Origin of the sequence: Enterobacter sp. WCHEn090032, from assembly GCF_003986875.1 — a bacterium.
Classification (GTDB): Bacteria; Pseudomonadota; Gammaproteobacteria; order Enterobacterales; family Enterobacteriaceae; genus Enterobacter; species Enterobacter sichuanensis.
Window position 1 is genome coordinate 21723 of sequence record NZ_RXRN01000037.1, and the last position, 23580, is coordinate 45302.

Here is a 23580-nt window from a genome sequence, read left to right on the forward strand (position 1 = left end):
AAAAAAGTTAAACGAAACGACTTATGCGTACGGCAGGCACGCGATAACCAGGCCCAGATCGCCTTTAGAAACCATGGCTTTTGGACGCAGGTGACGTTTACGCTTGGTAGCTTTCTTAGTCAGAATGTGACGCAGGTTAGCGTGCTTGTGCTTAAAACCACCTTTACCGGTTTTTTTGAAGCGCTTAGCAGCACCGCGTACGGTCTTAATTTTTGGCATTTTAATAACTTCCACTTCGCATTGTTAAATAAACGAAACCCAGGCGAACAAAACCTGTGAAGCACAAAGGCTCCACAGGAATTGCTACTTGAAGGCCTACTGTTTCTTCTTAGGAGCGAGCACCATGATCATCTGGCGGCCTTCGATCTTCGTAGGGAAGGATTCGACTACTGCCAGTTCACTCAGATCGTCACGGACGCGGTTAAGCACTTCCATACCGATCTGTTGGTGGGCCATCTCACGACCGCGGAAACGCAGTGTGATCTTGGCCTTATCGCCATCTTCCAGAAAGCGAATCAGGCTGCGGAGTTTTACCTGATAATCGCCATCGTCGGTACCAGGACGGAACTTGATTTCCTTAACCTGGATAACTTTTTGCTTTTTCTTCTGTTCCTTAGAAGACTTACTCTTTTCATAAAGGAACTTGCCGTAGTCCATGATACGACAAACTGGCGGTTCGGCGTTAGGGCTGATTTCAACTAAATCTACTCCAGCTTCTTCAGCCTTTTCGATTGCTTCTCTCAGACTCACAATCCCCAGCTGCTCGCCTTCCAGACCTGTTAAGCGAACTTCCTGGGCGCGAATCTCGCCATTGATACGATTCGGACGTGCCGTTTGAACTCGTTTTCCGCCTTTAATACCTTATTCCTCCAGTTGTTGAAGACTGCGGCTGCGAATCTCTTGTTGCAGCTTCTCAATCACTTCACTTACGTCCAGGCTGCCCAGGTCTTTACCACGGCGGGTGCGAACGGCAACTTTGCCTGCTTCCACCTCTTTATCACCACAGACCAACATATACGGGACACGACGTAAAGTGTGCTCGCGGATTTTAAAGCCAATCTTCTCATTTCTCAAGTCTGCTTTTACGCGAATGCCCGCATTTTGTAGTTTCTGCGTCAATTCTTTAACGTAATCCGCCTGAGAATCGGTAATGTTCATCACCACGACCTGCACCGGCGCAAGCCAGGTTGGGAAGAAGCCAGCAAACTCTTCGGTCAGGATGCCGATGAAGCGCTCCAGAGAACCGAGAATTGCACGGTGAATCATAACCGGTACCTGACGCTCGTTGTCTTCGCCAACATAAGAGGCGCTTAAACGCTGCGGCAGGGAGAAGTCCAGCTGTACCGTTCCGCACTGCCATGCGCGATCGAGGCAGTCATACAGGGTAAATTCAATTTTCGGCCCGTAGAATGCGCCCTCGCCCAGCTGATATTCGAACGGAATCCCGTTCTCTTCCAGTGCCACGGCGAGATCCGCTTCTGCGCGATCCCAGGTCTCATCGCTACCGATACGTTTTTCCGGGCGCGTTGAGAGTTTGACCACGATCTTCTCGAAGCCAAAGGTGCTGTACATATCGTAGACCATACGAATACAGGCGTTAACTTCATCACGGACCTGGTCTTCAGTACAGAAGATATGCGCATCATCCTGAGTAAAGCCACGCACGCGCATCAGACCGTGCAGTGCACCTGATGGTTCGTTACGGTGGCAGCTACCGAACTCCGCCATACGCAGCGGCAGGTCGCGGTAGGATTTCAGACCCTGGTTGAAGATCTGAACGTGGCCCGGGCAGTTCATTGGCTTAATGCAGTATTCACGGTTCTCAGACGAGGTGGTGAACATCGCATCTTTGTAGTTGTCCCAGTGGCCGGTTTTTTCCCACAGCACACGGTCCATCATGAACGGACCTTTCACTTCCTGATACTGGTACTCTTTCAGCTTGGAGCGTACGAAGGTTTCCAGTTCACGGAAAATGGTCCAGCCATCGTTATGCCAGAACACCATACCCGGCGCTTCTTCCTGCATGTGGTACAGGTCAAGCTGCTTACCGATTTTACGGTGGTCACGCTTCGCGGCCTCTTCCAGGCGCAGCAGGTACGCGTTCAGGGCTTTTTTGTCGGCCCACGCGGTACCATAAATACGCTGCAGCATCTTGTTGTTGCTGTCGCCACGCCAGTAAGCGCCTGCGATTTTCATCAGTTTGAAGTGATGGCAGAAGCGCATGTTCGGCACGTGCGGTCCACGGCACATGTCGACGTATTCTTCGTGATGGTACAAGCCAGGCTTGTCATCATGGGAGATATTTTCGTCAAGAATAGAGACTTTATAGCTCTCGCCGCGCTTCACGAAGGTTTCACGCGCTTCGTGCCAGCTGACTTTCTTCTTGATGACGTCATAGTTGGTTTCGGCGAGCTCGTGCATACGTTTTTCGAGCGCGTCGATATCTTCCTGAGTCAGGGTGTGGTCAAGGTCAACGTCGTAGTAGAAACCGTTGTCGATCACCGGACCGATCGCCATTTTGGTGTTGGGCCACAGCTGTTTGATGGCATGACCTAACAGATGCGCGCAGGAGTGACGAATGATCTCCAGACCTTCTTCGTCTTTCGCGGTGATGATGGCAAGTGTCGCATCGTTTTCGATGAGATCGGAGGCGTCCACCAGTTCACCGTTAACACGGCCAGCGATAGTCGCTTTCGCGAGACCCGGACCGATATCCAGGGCAACATCCATTGGGCTTACAGCGTGATCGAAATGGCGTTGGCTGCCATCAGGAAGAGTAATTACAGGCATTTTATATCCTTATTTGCAGTGATGCCCCACACATAAGAGCATATACAAAGAAAATAATCGTGATTTGACGATAGATTACGAGACCATCTGACCAACAATCGTCAAATTGGTTCGTCATCATTCACCTGCCAGAATCAGAATAATTCGGATTTACGGCAGGCTTCGTAATGGTAACACTAATCACAGGGCGTATGCATCCTCTGCTGGCAGATTGATGCGCTGGCACTTTTGCATGAATTTGCTGGTGGCCAGTTCCCGGTGCTCGCATTCCTGGAATGCTGGGCTACTCTTGAACAGATCTTTAAACCCAAAGGTGCATACCATGAACGTATCCAGTAGAACGGTTGTGATATTGAACATCCTTTCAGCGACAGGTTTATTGTTGATTCTCGCCGAACGATTCCACTGGTTCTAAGCCCAACCCTACGCTGGCATAACCTGATCGATCCTGTGAAGGGGCATGTATCAGCCCTGTTTGATAGACTGTGGGTGTTAACAAACAAGGATCAGGTTATGCCAACAAAACGATTTGCCGTAAAACACTGGAAAATGGTGCTGGTGCTGATTGCCATCTGCGGCGCAATGCTGCTACTTCGCTGGGCGGCGATGATTTGGGGCTAAACATCAACAGAAGGAAAGCCAACTGGCCTGAGATGAGAAACGGGCCGACATTTTCATCGGCCCGCCATAATTACATTTTATAACCCAGTGAAACCGTGGTTCTGCGGTCGGTATGATCCGGTGCCGTTTCTGGCGGTGACGAGTTCCAGGTGACGTTGTAGGCCACTTTCAGCCCAAAGTGTTCGTTGATGGCCACGTTCAGCGCCGTCTCAGAGTTCAGCGTCGTATCGTCGGCACCAAATACAGAAACACCCTGCGTGAATTTGGTGTTGTCAGTCATCTGCCAGGCATAGGTCCCGGACGCGTAACCGAGCGGTTGGGTTTTGGTATCGCCATCGGTGTACTCGTCATAGCGCACACCTGGACCGAATTCAAAACGGAAGCTGTGTACCGGACCGTTCAGGAACTGGCGACCATAACCGGCGGTAAACACATCGCGCTGGCGATAACCGTTGTAGCGGTCGGTTAACCAGCTTGCCTGACCAAACAGGTAGTCATAGTCGGTCATGTTGTAACGGCTACGTCCGCCTACCGCATATTTCTCGGAAGAGCGTTCGTCATTCGCGGACGTGTTGCTGGCATTTCCCCACAGCGACCAGGCGGTCGTGTTACCGTACCAGGTGAGCGTACTGTCCGCTGTCAGAGAGGAGCTTTTGGTGTTACCGGATTGTGCCAGATACCCAGCGTTCAGGTTACCTTCAAAAGGTTTTTTCGCGGTGGTGGGATCGTCCATGACAGTAAAAACGGTATCATCGGCGGCTGCGTTCATAGCTGCAAACACGCCACCCGCCAGCATCAGTGCAGCGGGAACTGTCTTTAAAAGCTTCATTTTATTAAGGAGTCCGTACAACAAAAAAAGAGACCACACGGTCCCGGAATCTTTCTTGAGGATCAATGACAAGGCGTCCAGAGAAAGGTAACAAATTATAAAAAGCCGCAAATAACATAGCAATGTTTTCTTATTTCATTTTTTGAATAAGAACGATCCCAAAAAGCGTTTTATTTTATATATCCCGCGCCTCACTTTACGTCTGTATTCATATTTAAAATCATACTGTTATTTACATTGCGTTCCAGACAAAGGGTGCCAGACTAAAAGGAACCCACGCTAAAAGGAGGTAATGATGGTTTCTATCTACACCCTGACGCTCTCCCCTTCCCTTGATTCCGCAACCCTGACGCCGCAGATTTACCCGGAAGGTAAGTTGCGCTGTAGCGCCCCTGTTTTTGAGCCCGGCGGCGGCGGTATCAACGTGGCGCGCGCCATTACGCACCTTGGCGGCCACGCCATGGCAATTTTTCCCGTCGGCGGCGCCACCGGCGAACACCTGGTCTCTTTGCTGGCAGATGAACAGGTCGCCGTAGAGACCGTGGAGGCCAAAGACTGGACGCGGCAGAACCTGCACGTGCACGTGGAATCCAGCGGCGAGCAGTATCGCTTTGTGATGCCCGGCGCGAAGCTCAGTGATGACGAGTTTCGTCAGCTTGAAGAGAAAGTACTGACCATAGAGAGCGGCGCACTGCTGGTGATAAGCGGCAGCCTGCCCCCCGGAGTGAGTACAGATAAATTAACCGCGCTTATTCAGGCGGCGCAGCAGCGCGGCATCCGCTGCATTGTCGACAGCAGCGGCGAGGCCCTTCAGGCGGCACTCGTGCCGGGCAATCTGGAGCTGGTCAAACCGAACCAGAAAGAGCTCAGCGCGCTGGTCAACCGAGAGTTGACGCAACCGGATGATGTTCGCACCGCCGCACAGGAACTGGTACGCAGCGGCAAAGCACGACGCGTCGTGGTCTCTCTGGGTCCTCAGGGGGCACTGGCCGTCGATGAAACGTCAGCCGTTCAGGTTGTCCCACCGCCCATGAAAAGCCAGAGTACGGTTGGCGCCGGGGATAGCATGGTTGGCGCGATGACGCTGAAACTGGCGCAGGGCGCGTCTTTGCTGGAAATGGCGCGTTACGGTGTGGCGGCGGGTAGCGCCGCAACCATCAACCAGGGCACGCGTCTGTGTTCACTGGCCGATACGCAAAAAATCGTCGATTACCTGTCCCGAGATTAACGCCCGTTCCCCTTCATCGTTATGGAGGGGAATGTCATCTCTGAGTCGCCAAACGCAAACTATCGACTATGCTAAGAAAACTTCCATGATAACAATGAGGTGAATTATGAGCAGTGGTGACATCACCCGCTACGTCGTAACCGTCAACCTTCATGAAGCCTCGCTGACGGAGCTGAATGAGCTCAACAACGCCTTCACCCGGGCTAAGTTTCTCCTCACGCTCACGGATGACGAGGGCAATATTCACGATTTAGGCACCCTGGCATTTGGTCTCATCTCTGCGCTGACTAAAGAAGAAGTGCATGCGCTGGCCGCCAGTCTGGTGGAAAGTGTGACCGACAAACCCACCGAGATTGACGTCGATACCTGGGAAAGCTGGCAGAAAAAAGAACAATAAGTGCCCTGCATGAATTTAAACCGCTCAGGTGTGCGTTAGTTCGTATTTTTTTACCGCAATAATGCGCTAACTTTATGATCTGGCAGACAACATGGGAGAGACATCATGTGGCAGGCTATCAGTCATCTTTTAAGTGAGCAACTGGGTGAAGGTGAAATCGAACTGCGTAACGAACTGCCAGGCGGTGAGATCCACGCCGCGTGGCATTTACGCTACGCAGGCCGCGATCTCTTCGTAAAATGCGATGAACGTGAGCTTCTTCCAATATTTACCGCCGAAGCTGACCAGCTGGAGCTGTTGTCCCGCAGCAAAACGGTGACAGTTCCGCAGGTCCTGGCCGTGGGTAGCGACCGCGACTACAGCTTTCTGGTGATGGAATATCTTCCTGCCCGTCCGCTGGATGCCCATAACGCCTTTATTCTCGGCCAGCAGTTAGCGCGACTCCATCAATGGAGCGACCAGCCGCAGTTTGGTCTCGATTTCGACAACGATCTCTCCACCACCCCTCAGCCCAACGCCTGGCAGCGCCGCTGGTCGACGTTTTTTGCCGAGCAACGCATTGGCTGGCAGCTTGAGCTGGCCGCTGAGAAAGGGCTGGAATTTGGCAATATTGATGCCATCGTCGAACACGTTCAGCAGCGTCTGGCCTCCCACCAGCCGCAGGCATCTCTGCTGCACGGTGATTTATGGTCCGATAACTGCGCGCTGGGGCCCAACGGCCCCTATATCTACGACCCGGCCTGTTACTGGGGTGACAGAGAGTGCGATCTGGCCATGCTGCCGCTGCATCCTGAGCAGCCGCCGCAAATATACGACGGGTACCAGTCCGTTTCCCCCCTGCCGCACGGTTTCCTCGATCGTCAACCGGTGTATCAGCTGTATACGCTGATGAACCGCGCCATTCTCTTTGGTGGCGAACACCTTGTGAACGCCCAGCGGGCGCTCGAACGCATGCTTGCCGCCTGACAACAAAACGGGTGGCCTGACCGCCACCCTTATCGCTTACAGAAAACCAAGCAGTGAGAAGAAGAAATACCCCGCCACAATGACGATCGCAGGAAGGATATAGAGCGGGAAGATCTGCAGAAAAATGGAGTGACGCGGAACCACAATCCGGGACTCAATCTGTTCCCGGGTCATCCCTTCCGGGCCTTTTGCCTGCTCGAGAATCATCTGATCTTCAACCCCTTCACGAAGAAAACGCGTCTGACGGCTCATCCGTGCGCCGGAGGCCTGCAACGCCATGGCGATAAAGATCAGCGCATAGATAATCCAGAACCCAATATTGAGCTGCTGATGAAAGTCCGGCGTGGGGGAGTTGAACCAGAAGACATTCAAAAATGGCGTGTTAAAACGCATCATCTCAATCATGACATGCGCAAAATCAAGCATGACCGCATTAATACCCGGCTGTTTTTCGCTGTGATCGTACATGAACTTGAGCACAGAAATCAGCGTAGAAATAACGGCGGGAATAAAAATCACCCAGCCAGCAACCCGTTTTAAGACCGCAATGCGTCCAGCTTGTTGATACGTCATCAGTTCCTCTTCATAAAGACGCGTTATTTGTGCCTAAGTCTACCTGCTGGTCATCAATTTCGCCCGCTCTTTAAAAGCAATATGCTAAATTGCAGAGTGTGCTTAGCACGTATCGTCTGTCGAACACCCTGGATAAGGAGACGTTGTGATGTCGACACCGCGCCAAATTCTTGCCGCAATTTTTGACATGGATGGATTACTGATCGATTCCGAGCCGTTGTGGGATCGCGCTGAACTGGACGTCATGGCCAGTCTGGGCGTGGATATCAACCGCCGTAATGAACTTCCTGATACGCTGGGTCTGCGCATCGACATGGTGGTGGACCTGTGGTTTGCCCAACAGCCGTGGGTGGGCCCCGACCGTGATGAAGTGACCGCCCGTATTATCAGCCGCGCGATTTCCCTGGTGGAAGAGAACAGGCCGCTGCTGCCCGGCGTACGTGACGCCGTCGCGCTGTGCAAAGCTCAGGGGCTGAAAGTCGGCCTGGCCTCCGCCTCCCCGCTGCATATGCTGGAAAAAGTGCTCACCATGTTTGAGCTGCGCGACAGTTTCGACGCCCTGGCGTCCGCTGAAAAATTGCCTTACAGCAAGCCGCATCCTCAGGTCTATCTGGACTGCGCCGCGAAACTGGGCCTGGATCCCCTTAACTGTGTGGCGCTGGAAGATTCCGTTAACGGTATGGTGGCGTCCAAAGCCGCGCGGATGCGTTCCATTGTGGTGCCCGCTGAAGAGGGCCGTCACGATCCCCGGTTTGCCCTGGCCGATGTGAAGCTCACGTCACTGACAGAGCTCACGGCGCGACACCTGCTGGGCGGTTAACCCTTACCACCGGTTTGTGACAAACAGTTACACCGTCACCTCTTCCGCCTACTGTATAAAAACCCTATACTGTATGAATTGACAGTTTCGTGGGTTTTATCATGACGGCGGAAGGCCACCTGCTTTTTTCTATTGCGTGTGCAGTATTTGCCAAAAATGCTGAACTCACCCCCGTGCTGGCACAGGGGGACTGGTGGCATATTGTCCCTTCCGCCGTATTAACCTGTCTGCTGCCCGACATCGACCACCCGAAATCCTTCCTCGGACAACGTCTGAAGTGGGTGTCAAAACCCATCGCCCGCGCGTTCGGCCACCGGGGATTTACCCACAGTCTGCTGGCCGTATTTGGCCTGCTGACGCTGTTCTATTTAAAAGTGCCCGAAAGCTGGATAGTGCCTGCGGATGCCATTCAGGGCATGGTGCTGGGTTATCTGAGCCATATTCTCGCCGATATGCTGACGCCTGCGGGCGTGCCGCTGCTGTGGCCCTGCCGCTGGCGTTTCCGTTTTCCCATCCTTGTTCCCCAGAAAGGTAACCAGCTTGAGCGCGCATTGTGCATGGCCCTGTTTGCTTACGCCGTCTGGATGCCGCAAACATTGCCCGAAAACAGTGCAGTCCGCTGGTCGTCCCAGATGATTAATTCACTGCAATTTCAGTTCAATCGTTTTATTCATCACCAGATTGAACAGTAAACCGACAAAATCATCCCATTTGTCATAACCCATTCCATTTGGATATAAGCGCTACATCACACTTCTGCTAACCTTCCGCCAACAGGATCGGTAAAAACCGGCCCGATAATAAATCAGGAGAACGGGGATGAATTTTCCACTCATCGCGAACGTCGTTGTGTTCGTTGTATTGCTATTGCTTCTCGCGCAGACGCGCCACAAACAGTGGAGCCTGGCGAAGAAAGTGCTGGTCGGTCTGGCCATGGGTGTCGTATTTGGTCTGGCATTACAGGCGATTTATGGCTCCGATAATCCAGTTCTGAAAGATTCTATTCAGTGGTTCAACATTGTCGGTAACGGCTATGTTCAGCTGCTGCAGATGATCGTTATGCCGCTGGTGTTCGCCTCTATTCTGAGCGCCGTTGCGCGCCTGCATAACGCCACTCAACTGGGCAAAATCAGTTTCCTGACCATCGGTACGCTGCTGTTTACCACGCTGATTGCCGCGCTGGTGGGTGTGCTGGTGACCAACCTGTTTGGCCTGACGGCAGAAGGTCTGGTTCAGGGCAGTGCTGAAACGGCGCGTCTGACCGCGATTCAGACCAACTACGTAGGTAAAGTGGCTGACCTGACCGTGCCGCAAATGGTGCTTTCCTTCATTCCGAAGAACCCGTTTGCTGACCTGACCGGTGCAAATCCAACCTCCATCATCAGCGTGGTGATTTTCGCCGCGTTCCTGGGCGTGGCGGCGCTGAAGCTGCTGAAAGACGACGCGCCAAAAGGCGAGCGCGTGCTGACCGCCATCGATACCCTGCAAAGCTGGGTGATGAAGCTGGTACGTCTGGTGATGCAGTTAACCCCGTATGGCGTGCTGGCGCTGATGACCAAAGTGGTCGCTGGCTCTAACCTGCAGGACATCATTAAGCTGGGAAGTTTCGTCGTCGCCTCTTACCTGGGTCTGGGCATCATGTTCGTGGTGCACGGTATCCTGCTGGGTGTAAACGGCGTCAGCCCGCTGAAATACTTCCGTAAAGTCTGGCCAGTGTTGACCTTTGCCTTCACCAGCCGTTCCAGCGCCGCGTCTATTCCACTGAACGTGGAAGCGCAGACCCGTCGTCTGGGTGTGCCTGAGTCTATCGCCAGCTTCTCGGCCTCGTTTGGTGCAACCATTGGTCAGAACGGTTGCGCAGGCCTCTACCCGGCGATGCTTGCGGTGATGGTCGCGCCAACGGTGGGGATTAACCCGCTGGATCCGGTCTGGATCGCCACGCTGGTCGGGATTGTGACCGTGAGCTCCGCAGGCGTTGCGGGCGTTGGCGGTGGCGCAACTTTCGCCGCGCTGATTGTTCTGCCTGCGCTGGGTCTGCCGGTTACGCTGGTCGCCCTGCTGATCTCCGTTGAACCGCTGATCGACATGGGTCGTACCGCGCTGAATGTCAGCGGCTCGATGACCGCCGGAACGCTGACCAGCCAGTGGCTGAAGCAAACTGACAAAGCGATTCTGGAAAGTGAAGACGACGCCGAGCTGGCGCACCGTTAATCGCGTTTCAGTTGAATAAAAAAAGCCCATCCGATGATGTGATGGGCTTTTTTATTTCTGCCATGTTTTACCAGCTGTATTTCACCCCAAGACCGCCCTCTACGCTGCGGTACTCGCTGCCCCCCTGCCGGGTACCAATATTGCCCCACAGGCTCCACTGATTATTCAGTTTCGCTTCCACGCCTGCTTTCACCTCATAACGATGCTTCGGCGTATCGGATTCCAGACGCGTGTTGTCCATTTTCACGGCGTCGGTATAGCCATGATAGAGCCAGTTCACCTCGATAAACGGCTGCCACTGACGTCCCTGCCTGTCGGCGGAATAGCCGTAGACCCTGACGCCCAGCCGGTTGCTGAAACCACCGTCGTTCATCTTCACCTTCGTACCGTTGTCCTCTTTCACATCGTCCGCATCGTAATGCGTATAGATGACCTGCTCGAAGAAGCTCATCAGCGAGGTGTTATAGACATTGAAGGCCCAGCCCCCCTCCACCGACACGGTCTGGGTGGTACTGTCATACTTCTGTTCCGGCAGACCGTCTCCGTTCACCTTGTTGTTGTACCAGCCATACTGCGTCCAGGTGTCAATGTACGGCCCGGTCCCTTCCGGGCGCCCGTCCGCAAACCAGGTGCCGTACAAACCGACGCTGTAGCCATCCACTTCACTGCGGGCGACGGTGCTCTGACCGTCACTCTGGTTACGGGTTCGCGCGGAGCCGTAACCCGCCATGACGCCCACCTGCCAGCGGTTCTGGACCTGCAAATTACTGGCAAGATCGAAACCAATCTGCATCCCGTTACTCCAGGTATCCTGCCCAATCTGTCCCGCGCTCCGGCTGTCGGTGCGGTTGCCGAAGGTGCGGATCCAGGCGGACGGCGCGTTCACCTGCTGACCGTTGCCGGTGACAAACAGGCTTTCCCCCAGACGGTCGTGCAGGCTGTGGGTGAACATATCCATCGCCGCGCTCTGGTTACCCAGATAGGCCCCCGCTTCCGGGCGAATCGGCACCACCGGCTGCTCCACAGGAACCCGCAGATACCAGTCCCCGTCGCTGCTGGTCGGCGTGCCTTTAAACAACTGATAGTCATACGCACCGGCGACTACGCGGTTAGCCAGGGTAAAGTCGCCGTTTGAGGCGCCATCGACCTCGATGACGCGGATCCCGTTGACGGTCTGCGCGCCGGATCCGCCTTTGTTATTCACATAGACGTCGGTATGGCCACGGGTATCACCCTGCACCACCAGTTTGTCGGTTTTCGAATTATCGCCGCCCAGTACCGTATTGAGCACCAGCGTACTGTGGGCGGTATAGTTCCCCGTGACGGTGAGGGTATTGCCAACGCTGTTCCCCGCCAGGTTAACGGTGTTGAAGTTATCGAGGTTGCCCTGAATAGTCAGATTTCCTGCGCCACCGGTCAGGGATGTGATGGCGTCCCCGGCGGAGACAGTCCCCCTGCTGGTGACATTGCCGACAATCTTACCGTAGCCGCCGAGCGTGGCTCCCTCATCCACCGTGACGACCCCGCCGCCGGAGAGCGCCGCGGCGCTGTTATCCAGCGCCAGGGTGCCCGCCTCAACGTGGGTGCCACCGGTATGACCGTAATCACTGGCAAGGGTCACCACACCGGCCCCGGCTTTGGTCACCAGGCCGCTGCCGCTCATCGCATTTGCAAACGCCCAGTTATCGCGGGCGTCCAGCACCAGCTCGCCGTCGTTGGTGAGGGTCGCGCTGCCAAGGTTCGCAGCCTGTTGTGCCGTCAGGCGGTTCCCGGCGTCAATATCGATAGCGCCGCTGTAGCGCGCGTTGTTGCCGGTCAGCGTGACGTCGCTGGCATTCACCAGGTTCATGGCACCCGCGCCCTGCAGGGCATTGGCGAACGATCCCGTCACGGAGTCCAGCACCAGCGTGCCATTAAGGGCTACGTCGCCGCTGCCCAGCGCGTCGGCATTTTTGAGATGCGCAGTGGCGCCATCAGCGATATCGACGGTCGCCGTCAGACCGCGGTTAGCATTGCTAACCGTCAGTTCACCCCCTGCCAGGTTCAGGTTGCCGCCGCCAGTCAATGCCCCGTCGCTCTGCCCGCCGTTGGTGATGGTCAGCGCCCCGCCGTTCAGCGTCAGCGTACTGCCCGCCGCCCCGTTCAGCGCACCGATGTTCTGGCTAAAGCCGTTGATATCGGTGATGGCGCTGGCGGCGATATACAACGCGCTGGACTGGCCGAGGGTGTTGTTGCCGCCCAACTGCAGCGTGCCGCTGGTGACAAGGGTTTTGCCCTGATAGTCGTTGGCGGTATTCGCGAGCGTGATAGTACCGTCGTTGGCGCGGAAGTCGAAATCCCCCACGCCGGTCAACTGCGCCCCAAGGGTATTGTCCGTGGCGCCCGCGGTGTCGATCACCGCCGTTGACTGGCTGTTTAACACCTTGAGCATATAGCCCGCGTATAACCCCGGACCACCAGGGGCATTCGCGCCTGCGGTCATCACGGCGGTGTAGCCGTAAGTCGCCAGCACGTCGTCGTGCCCAAAGCCGTCGGAGACCTGGTCGACCTCATCCGCCGGGGCAGTCCCGTCCAGCAGCAGCTTAAGCTGGGTTCCCTCCGAGCTGACGGTAGTGGCTTTCACCACCTGAATGCCGTTATCCACCTCGTTATCCTGGTCAAGGAAGTTGCCGTCCGGTTTTGCCCCCGGCGGCAGAGCGGCGGTCTGCAGATTCACCACACCAACGTTCGGCGGCGTCACGGCGGAATCAACGTTCAGGTTATTGACCGTCAGGATATCGGCCGAATCCGGCGTCTTCATCGCCACATCCAGCAGACCGCCAGCAAAGGTCAGGTTGCCGATGGTCTGGTCGCTGTTCAGGTTAGCAACAGCGCCCGTCCCCAGCGACAGCGTCGCATTGGTTAATGCGCTGGCGTTATCCCCTTCCAGCGCCATCGTGCCACGCCGCAGCGCCACAATGCCAGTAAAGGCACTGCCCGCCGAGGCCGCGAAGTTAAAGGCGTCGCTGACGCTGCCCATCGTAGCAGCCAGCAGACCGCTGCCGGTAAGGGCGTTGATAAAAGTAAAGCCGCTGGCCGGGCTAACGTTGAGAATGCCGTCCAGCTGCACCGGTGAACCGCCGAGGTTCTGCTGGACGGTGATGGTTGCCCCGCCGCTGCGGGTGATATCCCAGCTGCCATTAAAGCCGCTGTTATCCCCGGCAAGAGTGGTCTGAAGCGCGCTGACACGGTTAACGCCGGTCCCGGTAATGTTGGTAGTGAGGGCATTCCCGGCCCCGATGACGTCCAGCAGACCGTTGTTTGCCACCGCGTTGCCGAAGGTGCCGTAGCCAAACGACAGTGCCAGCGTCGCGCCGTCATCAACCGTCGCGGCGCTGGTGCCCAGGGCGGCAACGTTCGCCACGTTTAGAGTCCCGGCACTGACGGCGGTCGCGCCGCTGTAGGTGTTGGCCCCGGTCAGCGTGGTCTGACTGGCGCTGACCTGCTCAACGGTGCCCGTACCGCTGATCACGCCGCCGTAAGTCCAGTCGCTGCGGTTAAACTGCAGGGCGCTGTTGTTGGTGATATTGGAGGTCACATTGCCATCGGTGGTGCCGTCACCAATGCTGAGCGTCCCGGCATTAATGACAACGGGTCCGGTGACGCCGACGTTGGTGTTAACAAACAGCGTGCCCGCGCCGTCCTGATGCAGTTCCCCGCTGCCGGTCACCGCCCCCGTCAGGGCGACGTTATTGCTGCGGTTAAAGGTCAGGGTGCCGTTGTCAACGACTGGCCCGACATAGCTGCCGGTGGTGCCGCCCGCCCCCACCTGCAGGGTTGCCCCGCTATCGAGGGTGGTGACGCCGGTAAAAGTATTCGCCCCGGTCAGGGTCAGGGTGCCGCCAGTCAGCTTCAGCGCACCGAGCGCGCCGCTGGTGACCCCGCCAAACGTCCCACCGTTGCTGATGGTCAAATTACCGCCGTTGATCGCCAGCCCACCGTCGCCCGCCAGCGTGCCAATGGTCTGGGTCATGCCATTGATACTGGTATTCGCCCCGCTGTTGATGGTAAGCAGGCTGGTGTTGCCGAGCGCCTGGTTGCTGCCAAGACGCAGCGTGCCGCCCGATACGGTGGTCGCCCCGGTATAGTTATTGCTGCTATTGCTGAGGGTCACCGTCTGGCCTCCTGCCGCGCTGGCATCCACATCCAGGTTCCCGCCCCCCGTTACCTGCGCGCTGAGCGTCGCCGCCGCGCCCACCGCGCCCGCATCCGGCGTCAGGTGCAGGGTCTGGGCGCTCAGCAGATCCAGCGTGGTTAACCCGTACTGGATATACAGCCCGTCGTTGCCGGTGCCGGTGCTGAGGGAGTAGTTGTAGGTAGCATTGGCAACCGCCGTCCCGCCTTCGGTGATAGCAAACTGCTGCGGATCGCTGATGGCGTTGCCGTCATGATCGGTCAGGGTCAGGTTGCCCGCCGCGCCGCTCACGGTGCCCGAGGCGGAGACCAGCCGGGATAAGATCTCCCGGTCATCCTCTTCCATCAGGTTCTGTCCCGTCGGTGCCGGATTGGGGATCCCTGTCACAGGTGCTTCGGTGCGGATTTCACCGCTGGTCAGGGTTAAATCCGTGACCGCCACCGAGCCATCTGGCTGTCCGGGTGGCACTTCACCGTTGAAGATCAGTGCCCCGCCGTTCATCGTCAGGTTACCGATAGCTTGCGTTCCGCTGCCGACGGTGGTTTCACTGCCCGCGTTAAGCCGCAGAGTGGCGCGGGTAAGTGCGGTCGTGTTGGCGCCGGACAAAGCGAACATGCTTTGATCCAGCATTAACGTGCCGGTAAAAGCGCTACCAACGGTGTTATCGAAAGCAAAACTGTTACCGGGAGAGAGCTCAACGATCATCACGCCGGCCCCGGTGAGGGTGTTGGTAAAGGTACAGCCGCCACCCGGCGGTGCGACATTAAGCATGCCGTTCAGTTGTACGGCGGCATCGCCCAGATTTTGCCCGCCGGTCACCGTCGCCGAACCGGCGCTGGTGATATCCCAGTTGCCGGTAAAGAGCGTGTTATCCCCGGCAAGGATGGTGTTGAGCGCGCTGACGCGGTTGGTCCCCGCCCCGGTGATATTACTGTTCAGGGTATTGCCTGCTCCTGCCACATTCAGTAACCCGGCATTGGCGATACCGTTGGCGAAAGTGCCATCACTGAAGGAGAGCAGCAGATTCGCGCCACTGTTTACGGTAGCCGCCCCGGTCCCCAGCGCGCTGGCGTTCGAGGCGTTTAAGGTTCCCACCGCGACGGTGGTTCCGCCAGTATAGCTGTTGGTCCCGCTGATAATGGTAGTCCCGCTGCCGACCTGCGTGACCTTGCCGTCACCCGTAATGGTGCTGCCGACCGCCAGGGCGTTGTTGCGGTTAAAGGCCAGCGTCGCGCCACTGTCGACAGTTACCGCGCTGGCGCTGGCAAGTGAGCCGGTGGTCCCGCCGTTGCCCAGCTGCAGGGTGCCCTGCTGGACCGTGGTCGCGCCGGTAAAGGTGTTAGCGCCCGTCAGCGAGGTGGTGCCTGTCGCGGCGCTCTTCTGGGTCAGGGTGCCTGTTCCGCTAATCACGCCAGACAAGGTGACATTGTCTGAACGGTTAACCACCAGTCTTGCATTGTTGGTCACGTTGCCGACAATCGACCCGCTGGTCCCGCCCGCGCCCAGCTGGAGTATGCCGCCACTCAGCGTCGTCCCCCCCGTCCAGGTGTTGTTGCCGGTAAGGATCCAGGTTCCGCTGCCCGCATGGGTGACCGATCCGGTGCCGCTGATCGCGCCCGCGTAAGTCACGTTGCCGGTGGAATTCTCCGTCAGCGCGCCGGCACCCAGCGTCACGTTGCCCGCGCCGTTGAGGTTTTTCACGCTCTGATTGAAACCGTTGAGGTCAAAAGTGGTGCCGTTGTTGAGTGTGACCTGGCTACTGTCATCAATCACGTTAAGCGCACCTGCGCGCAGGGTACCGCCCGTTACCGTCGTCGTCCCGGTATAGTTGTTACCGGCGTTGGTGAGGGTGATAGCGTTGGTCGCGTCAATGTCCAGATTGCCGCTGCCGGTAATCAGAGCCTTCATGTCCGACGCACCAGTCGGGGTGGCGGTATCACCGGAGAGCGTGAGCGTCTGGCCGGACTGCAGAGCCAGCTGATTAAGGGTATACCCAACACCCAGCCCGTTGGTGTTGTTCAGGCTGTAGCCGTAGGTACCGATGGCGACCGTGGCGCTGTTCTGGTCGATATTAACCTGCGCGCTACTCAAGGCGTTGCCGGAGAGATCCGTCAGGGTCAGGTTCGACGCCGCACCCGTGGTGCCGGTGGCGGCGATAAGCTGCAACCCAGAACCATCGTCCTCGGTCAGCAGCGTCCCCCCACTACTGGCGACCTGAGAGGGATCGATTTGCACCGTACCCGACGTCAGCGTCAGCTGGCCGGTAGTAATGACCCCGGTAGGCAGATTGCCGAACTTCAGCGTTCCGCCGTTCATCGTCAGGTTACCGACATTTTGCGGGCCGCTGCCCACCGTGGTGGTGTTATTCGCGTCGAGCTGCAGGGTGGCGTTGGTCAGGGTGGTGGTGTTATCACCTGAGAGATCAAAATTGCTCTGTCCGAGCCGCAGCGTACCGGTCCAGGCGCTGCCGACGGTGTTATCAAACGCAAAGGTGCTGCCGCTGGCAAGCACGCCGGTCATCAGCCCGGCCCCGGTCAGGGTGTTGGTGAAGGTGTAATTCCCGCTTGCCGGGGCAATGTTCAGCGTCCCGTCCAGTTGAACCGCGGCATCGCCCAGGTTCTGCGTTGCGCCGACGTTCGCGGTTGCCCCGGTGACAATATTCCAGTTGCCGGTAAAGCCGCTGTTATTGCCGCCGAGCACGGTTCCCGCCGCGATGATGCGGTTCTCACCCGCGCCGGTAAAGACGCTGTTGACCGTCTCGTTTACACCGGTGACCTCCACCCGCCCGGCATTGGCGATAGCGTTGCTGATGGTGCTGCTGCTGAAGGTGAGATCAAGCGTCGCGCCGCTGCTGACCGACGCTGCGCCCGTGCCCAGCGCCGTCGCGCTAGCGGCATTCAGGGTTCCGGCGCTGACCGTGGTCCCTCCGCTGTAGCTGTTTGCCCCGCTCAGGGTGGTTTCCCCCGTCCCGCTTTGGGTGACGGTCCCCGTCCCGTCGATGGCTCCGGCCAGCGTCAGGGCATTCGAACGGTTGATCACCAGCGCGCCGTTGTTGGTGATATCGCCGGTAATGCCCCCGGACGTTCCTCCGGCTCCCAGCTGTAATACGCCCGTATCAATGGTCGTGCCGCCAGTCCAGTTATTATCGCCGGTCAGGATCCAGGTCCCCGGCCCTGCGGCCGTCACCGCGCCGGTACCGCTGATAACGCCGCTATAGGTCACGGTCCCCGCGGTATTCTCCGTCAGCGTATTCGCCCCCAGCGTGACGTTCCCGGTGCCATTGAGGTTATTGACGCTCTGATCGAAACCGTTCAGATCGAACGCGGTGCCGCTGTTCAGCGTGACCTGGCTGCTGTCGTCAATCACGTTTACCGCCCCTGCACGCAGGGTGCCGCCGGTCACGGTCGTAGTGCCAGTGTAGGTATTGCCCGCGTTCGCAAGCGTAATGGCCTCGGTCGCATTAACCACCAGATTACCGCTGCCGATCAGCAGCGCTTTCATATCTGCCGCCCCGGAAGGGGTAGCCGCGTCGCCGGAGAGGGTTAAGGTTTGCCCAGGCTGAATATCCAGCTGGCTCAGGGTGTACCCGACGGCCAGCCCGCCGCTCCCGTTCAGGCCAAAATTGCTGTAGGTCGCCACCGCTACGGTGTCTACCCCCTGAACGATATTCGCTTGTGAGGTGGTGAGCGTATTCCCGGTTAAATCCTGCAGGGTTAAATTTGATGCTGCCCCGGCAGTTCCGGTCGAGGTGACGAGCTGCACGCCCGCGCCATCATCCGTGCGCAGCAAGTTGCTGGTGTCCAGGATGTCATTCGGATCCACGCGGACGGTGCCGGAGGTCATCGTCAGATTGCCGGTATTGATCACCCCGCCAGGAAGGTCCGGGAAGCGCAGGATGCCGCCGTTAAAGGTCAGGTTGCCGATATTCTGCTGGGTCGACCCCACCGTGGTGGTGCTGCCCGGATCCAGTTGCAGCGTGGCGTTGGTCAGGGTCTGGGTATTCACGCCATCAAGGCTGAAGGTACCAGCCCCCATCGCCATGGTGCCGGTAAAAAGCGTCCCGACGGTATTGGTAAAATCAAAGGCGTTCCCGCCGGTCAGCGCAATCTTCAGCAGGCCGGTACCGGTAAGGGCATTGCTCAACAGAAATCCTCCCGTAGCGGGCACAATGTTGAGCACCCCTGCCAGCTGTATCGTGCCTGCGCCGAGGCTCTCCGCGGTATGGATGAATGCCGACCCGGCACTGACAATGTTCCACAGGCCGCTGAAGCCGCTGTTGTCACCATCGATGGTTGTCGTCAGCGCGCTGATTCGGCTTTCCCCGGTGCCGGTGATATTCCCGACGAGGGTGTTATCCGCATCAATGACGTCCAGCACGCCGTTGTTGGTAATGGTATTGGTGAAAGCGTCACCGTTGAAAGACAAGGCCAGCGTCCCGCCACTGTTAATGGTGACGTTCCCGGAGCCAAGGGCATTATGATCTGCCGCATTTAACGTGCCGGCATCCACCACGGTGCCGCCGGAATAAGTGTTGGCGGTCGTCAGCGTGGTCTGGCCGTTTCCGGCCTGATTGACGCTCCCGCTGCCGCTGATGGCGTTGCCGATGCTCACATCATCGGTTCGGGAGAAGCGCAGTGTGCCGTTATCGACAATGTTCCCCGTTACGCTGCCAAAGGTGGAATTGTTGCCTAGCTGGAGAGTCGCATCGCCATCAATGGTGGTTCCCCCGCCAGCACCGCTGTTAGTCAGGGCTCCGTTGAGGATCAGAGTGCCGCTTTGCACATGCAACGCCTGATTTATGGTGCCTGTCGTGTCTGACGTGCCGTTGAGGAGCCAGCTCTGACCGACATCTGCCGCCACGGTAATACTTTGCACGCCAGTAACGTTACTGTTAAGCGTGCCCTGCCCGTTTAGCGTCAGGGTATTACCGGTTCCGGTTGCGGCAATATTGCCGGTGATATCACTCCCCGTATCGAGAGTGACGGTATTATTATTCCCCGTCAGCGAGATGGCGGTCCCCCCGGTACCGATAATGGCGCCGCTGTTTGTCAGGGTGTGTCCGCTGGTACCCAATATAATGCCGGTATTACCGGTAATAGCACCTTCGTTAGTAATAGTCACCACGCCCGAAGCGTTGATTTCAATCCCATAATTAGAGGTACTGGTCGAATGAATAATACCGCCAGTCTGGTTATCAACAGAGCCCGAAGAACTGCCGCGAAACCAGACGCCATTATGCAGTAAGTCAATTGTACCGGCGTTGGTAATTGTTGACGTTCCCGCATCCACAATAATACCGTAGCCCCCACCAATAACCGAATTACTGTCGCCGTTATAAACGCCTGTGCCGGAACTAAAATAAACAGAGGTACCACCATCAGCGCCACTCACTGAGCCGCTGTTATTCACCGTGCCGCCGGTGGTCAGGAAAATACCGTCGCTATTACTGTTAATCGAACCCGTCGAGAGAATATTCAGCGTGCCGCCGTTGGTCAGTCGGACCCCGGCGGCATTTCCTCCGGAACCACTTCCCGTCGTTGTCACATCGCCCCCCAGATTCAGCAACGTGTTCCCCGATGCTGAGCCAAGCGACAGGCCATATGACGGGCCATCCACCGTGGCGCCATCTTCGACGGTTACCTGCCAGTCCTGCGTCGTGTCGCCGTCAATCGCAGCGCCGCTGGTCACGGTGATGTTATTTGGCGAAGGCATATCAAACGGGCCGGGACCGGACAGCGTATACGTTGTCGACTGGGAATTAATCGTCGTCGCCGCGCTGACCGGCAGCGCGGCAATAACCAGGAAAGGAATAGCATGACGAACAGCCACAGCGAGACGAGACAAGGGATACTGTATCCCCGCAGTATTACGCGCCTGGTGCATATTTTACCATCCTGAAAACGTTAAATTTTTATTAACATTTATAGGATAGAAGTTACACCTAAAATATCATGAAATTATTTTCATCTTAAAAACAACAGATTAACTTTTGCAGCAAAAATAACATGAAATACATCACGCTTTATTATTTCATTATTTGACCACCCACTGCGCCAGCACGGAATAAATAAAACACTCAGTATGCATTTTATCTATCCAATAACCCTGACAAACAGGGTTGTATTTTATTTTGTACGCGCGGACGGGGTCACAAAGGAAAAGACTGAGGGTTATTCCAGGATGTCTTCATCCTGTCGGATCTGTATTGCCCAGCGCTGGGCCGCTTCCGGCACGTTAAACACAGGGGACCGACGGAAGTGCTCGCCGATCAGCACAAAGGCCACGTATTTACCCCGCAGTTGCCAGACATCGCGAAACCCCTCCACTTTCAGGGCATGGTCAGGCGGCGCGGGCTCAACGCGGGGCACATAGCTAATAACCTGGCGGTTTTGTTGACGAAGAGGTTTCATAAGCGACGGATTCACTAAAACAAATTCTTGAAGCAGGAAAATTCTATGATAGCCGATCCTGCCCCCACGCGTCGCGCCTTGCGTGTGGTTGAGCGTGCCTTTTACGCAGTCAGTATCTGAAAACTCTTAGTTCACCTGCCCTTTCCCTACATTGTTCTATAGTTAACAGGGTTTTTTAGGAATGAATAAAGGAGAAGCGTGCAATGTCGAACAAAGATAAAACACATCAATCACCCATTCATGGCACCGAAGAATCGCAACCTGGGATGGACTCACTTGCCCCTGAAGATGGCTCTCATCGCCCTTCCCCTGGCCCGTCCGCCCCAGGCGAGCAGCCTACCGCGCCGGGCAGTCTGAAATCACCGGACACCGGCAATGAGAAGCTCAAATCCCTCGATCCTCATCGCAAAGGCGGAGAAGGCTATGCGCTGACCACCAACCAGGGGGTGCGCATCGCTGATGACCAGAACTCCCTGCGCGCCGGGTCCCGCGGGCCAACCCTGCTGGAAGATTTTATCCTGCGGGAAAAAATTACCCACTTTGACCACGAACGCATACCGGAGCGCATCGTCCACGCGCGCGGCTCCGCTGCGCACGGCTACTTCCAGCCCTACAAGAGCCTGAAAGCGATCACCAAAGCGGACTTCCTCTCCGACCCGGACAAGATAACGCCGGTGTTTGTGCGTTTCTCCACCGTTCAGGGCGGTGCGGGCTCGGCGGATACAGTGCGTGATATCCGCGGCTTCGCCACCAAGTTTTATACCGAAGAGGGTATTTTCGATCTGGTGGGTAATAACACCCCGGTGTTTTTCATTCAGGATGCGCATAAATTTCCTGACTTTGTCCATGCGGTAAAACCGGAGCCCCACTGGGCCATACCGCAGGGACAAAGTGCGCACGACACCTTCTGGGACTATGTCTCTCTGCAACCTGAAACCTTGCACAACGTGATGTGGGCGATGTCAGACCGCGGGATCCCCCGCAGTTACCGCACCATGGAGGGGTTTGGCATTCACACCTTCCGGATGATCAACGCCGAGGGGAAAGCCACGTTTGTCCGTTTCCACTGGAAACCGGTGGCGGGTAAAGCCTCGCTGGTGTGGGATGAGGCGCAGAAGCTGACCGGGCGCGACCCGGACTTCCATCGCCGGGAGCTGTGGGAGTCCATTGAAGCCGGTGACTTCCCGGAATACGAACTGGGCCTGCAGCTGATCCCGGAAGAGGACGAATTTAAGTTCGATTTCGATCTCCTGGACCCGACAAAACTGATCCCGGAGGAGCTGGTGCCGGTTCAGCTGGTGGGTAAAATGGTGCTCAACCGCAACCCGGATAACTTCTTTGCCGAAAACGAACAGGCCGCCTTCCACCCCGGACATATCGTGCCGGGGCTGGATTTCACCAACGATCCGCTGTTACAGGGACGCCTGTTCTCGTATACCGATACGCAGATCAGCCGTCTTGGCGGGCCGAACTTCCACGAGATCCCGATCAACCGCCCCACCTGCCCGTATCACAACTTCCAGCGCGACGGGATGCACCGTCAGGATATTGATACCAACCCGGCCAACTATGAGCCGAACTCCATCAACGATAACTGGCCGCGTGAAACCCCTCCGGCCCCAAAACGTGGTGGATTCGAATCGTATCAGGAGCGGATCGATGGCAATAAAATTCGCGAGCGCAGCCCGTCGTTCGGCGAGTATTACGCCCACCCTCGCCTGTTCTGGAACAGCCAGACGCCGATTGAACAGCAGCATATTATCGGCGGCTTCAGCTTTGAACTGAGCAAAGTGGTGCGCACGTATATCCGCGAGCGCGTAGTCGACCAGCTGGCGCATATTGATATTCAGCTTGCCCAGAGCGTGGCGGATAACCTGGGTATCACGCTGACCGATGAGCAGCGCAATCTTGCGCCGCCGAAAGAGGTTAACGGCATCAAGAAAGATCCGTCGCTGAGCCTGTACGCGGTGCCGGGAGGGTCGATCAAAGGCCGCGTGGTGGCGATCCTGCTGAATGACAAAGCCCGCGCCAGCGACGTGCTGGGGATCATGCAGGCGCTGAAAACCAAAGGCGTACACGCCAAACTGCTTTATTCACGCATGGGTGAAGTGACCGCTGATGACGGCTCCGTGCTGCCGGTGGCGGCAACCTTTGCCGGTGCACCGTCGCTGACGGTGGACGCGGTGATTGTGCCGGGCGGGGATATAACCAGCCTGCTGACCAACGGTGACGCCGTCTATTATCTGCTCGAAGCCTATAAGCACCTGAAACCGATCGCCCTTTCCGGCGATGCGCGACAGTTTAAAGCGCCGTTGAAGGTGGCCGAGCAAGGTGAGGACGGCATTGTGGAGGGAGATAACGTTGACGACGCGTTTATGACGAAGCTGTTTGATCTGCTCGCCGCGCACCGCGTGTGGTCGCGCAGCAGTAAGATTGACCAGATACCGGCGTAAAAAATACCCTCACCCCGGCCCTCTCCCTGAAAGGGAGAGGGAGAAATGCGGACCGGTGCTGGTATTACAGACCGCACCAACCAGTCCCCTCTCCCCTTTGGGGTGTAT

16 protein-coding genes are annotated in these 23580 nt (G+C 56.9%); 9 read left to right on the plus strand and 7 right to left on the minus strand.

Annotated features, from left to right (window positions below; all coding sequences use genetic code 11):
* Positions 1-21: 21 nt before the first annotated feature.
* The 3 genes from rpmI to thrS all read right to left on the minus strand — a co-directional run bounded on the left by rpmI (position 22) and on the right by thrS (position 2790).
* Positions 22-219 (minus strand): 50S ribosomal protein L35, encoded by a 198-nt coding sequence (gene rpmI, locus EKN83_RS21355; RefSeq protein ID WP_001124225.1) that lies wholly within the window; start codon positions 217-219, stop codon positions 22-24.
* A 96-nt stretch (positions 220-315) separates the two neighbouring features.
* Entirely contained in the window at positions 316-858 is a 543-nt protein-coding gene (gene infC / locus EKN83_RS21360) for a translation initiation factor IF-3 (RefSeq protein WP_023616141.1), read from the minus strand.
* Between the two features lie 3 nt (positions 859-861).
* Entirely contained in the window at positions 862-2790 is a 1929-nt protein-coding gene (gene thrS, locus EKN83_RS21365) for a threonine--tRNA ligase (RefSeq protein WP_025757343.1), read from the minus strand.
* A gap of 322 nt (positions 2791-3112) precedes the next feature.
* Between thrS and yncL the strand changes: the two genes are divergently transcribed.
* On the plus strand, positions 3113-3205 hold the full coding sequence (gene yncL, locus EKN83_RS21370) for a stress response membrane protein YncL (RefSeq protein ID WP_021241082.1): 93 nt from the start codon (positions 3113-3115) through the stop codon (positions 3203-3205).
* 98 nt (positions 3206-3303) lie between these two features.
* Complete coding sequence (gene yniD, locus EKN83_RS21375) at positions 3304-3411, plus strand: small membrane protein YniD (protein ID WP_008500658.1); 108 nt, start codon at positions 3304-3306, stop codon at positions 3409-3411.
* A 70-nt stretch (positions 3412-3481) separates the two neighbouring features.
* On the opposite strand, the gene EKN83_RS21380 is transcribed toward yniD, so the two are convergent.
* Positions 3482-4240 carry a YdiY family protein gene (locus tag EKN83_RS21380; protein WP_025757344.1) on the minus strand — a complete coding sequence of 253 codons (759 nt, stop codon included), beginning with the start codon at positions 4238-4240 and terminating at the stop codon, positions 3482-3484.
* A gap of 295 nt (positions 4241-4535) precedes the next feature.
* Between EKN83_RS21380 and pfkB the strand changes: the two genes are divergently transcribed.
* The 3 genes from pfkB (at position 4536) to EKN83_RS21395 (ending at position 6831) form a co-directional block, all read left to right on the plus strand.
* On the plus strand, positions 4536-5468 hold the full coding sequence (gene pfkB, locus EKN83_RS21385; protein ID WP_126801668.1) for a 6-phosphofructokinase II: 933 nt from the start codon (positions 4536-4538) through the stop codon (positions 5466-5468).
* Positions 5469-5574: 106 nt separating this feature from the next.
* Positions 5575-5865, plus strand: a complete 291-nt coding sequence (gene ghoS, locus EKN83_RS21390; protein WP_025757346.1) for a type V toxin-antitoxin system endoribonuclease antitoxin GhoS — start codon at positions 5575-5577, stop codon at positions 5863-5865.
* 105 nt (positions 5866-5970) lie between these two features.
* Complete coding sequence (locus tag EKN83_RS21395) at positions 5971-6831, plus strand: fructosamine kinase family protein (protein ID WP_025757347.1); 861 nt, start codon at positions 5971-5973, stop codon at positions 6829-6831.
* A gap of 36 nt (positions 6832-6867) precedes the next feature.
* Here EKN83_RS21395 and EKN83_RS21400 read toward each other — a convergent pair whose 3' ends face one another.
* On the minus strand, positions 6868-7404 hold the full coding sequence (locus EKN83_RS21400) for a YniB family protein (protein ID WP_025757348.1): 537 nt from the start codon (positions 7402-7404) through the stop codon (positions 6868-6870).
* A gap of 148 nt (positions 7405-7552) precedes the next feature.
* Between EKN83_RS21400 and hxpB the strand changes: the two genes are divergently transcribed.
* From hxpB to tcyP, 3 genes are all read left to right on the plus strand, one after another.
* Complete coding sequence (hxpB, locus tag EKN83_RS21405; protein ID WP_094918961.1) at positions 7553-8224, plus strand: hexitol phosphatase HxpB; 672 nt, start codon at positions 7553-7555, stop codon at positions 8222-8224.
* Between the two features lie 101 nt (positions 8225-8325).
* Entirely contained in the window at positions 8326-8916 is a 591-nt protein-coding gene (locus EKN83_RS21410) for a metal-dependent hydrolase (RefSeq protein WP_025757350.1), read from the plus strand.
* 127 nt (positions 8917-9043) lie between these two features.
* The gene (gene tcyP, locus EKN83_RS21415) at positions 9044-10435 is read left to right on the plus strand and encodes a cystine/sulfocysteine:cation symporter (protein WP_126801664.1); all 1392 of its coding nucleotides are present in this window, start codon (positions 9044-9046) and stop codon (positions 10433-10435) included.
* Positions 10436-10502: 67 nt separating this feature from the next.
* Here tcyP and EKN83_RS21420 read toward each other — a convergent pair whose 3' ends face one another.
* Positions 10503-20453, minus strand: a complete 9951-nt coding sequence (locus tag EKN83_RS21420; RefSeq protein WP_185857693.1) for an autotransporter outer membrane beta-barrel domain-containing protein — start codon at positions 20451-20453, stop codon at positions 10503-10505.
* A gap of 326 nt (positions 20454-20779) precedes the next feature.
* The gene (cedA, locus tag EKN83_RS21425) at positions 20780-21019 is read right to left on the minus strand and encodes a cell division activator CedA (protein WP_205742921.1); all 240 of its coding nucleotides are present in this window, start codon (positions 21017-21019) and stop codon (positions 20780-20782) included.
* Between the two features lie 203 nt (positions 21020-21222).
* On the opposite strand from cedA, the gene katE reads away from it, so the two are divergent.
* Entirely contained in the window at positions 21223-23472 is a 2250-nt protein-coding gene (gene katE / locus EKN83_RS21430; RefSeq protein ID WP_126801667.1) for a catalase HPII, read from the plus strand.
* The last annotated feature ends 108 nt before the right edge of the window (positions 23473-23580 follow it).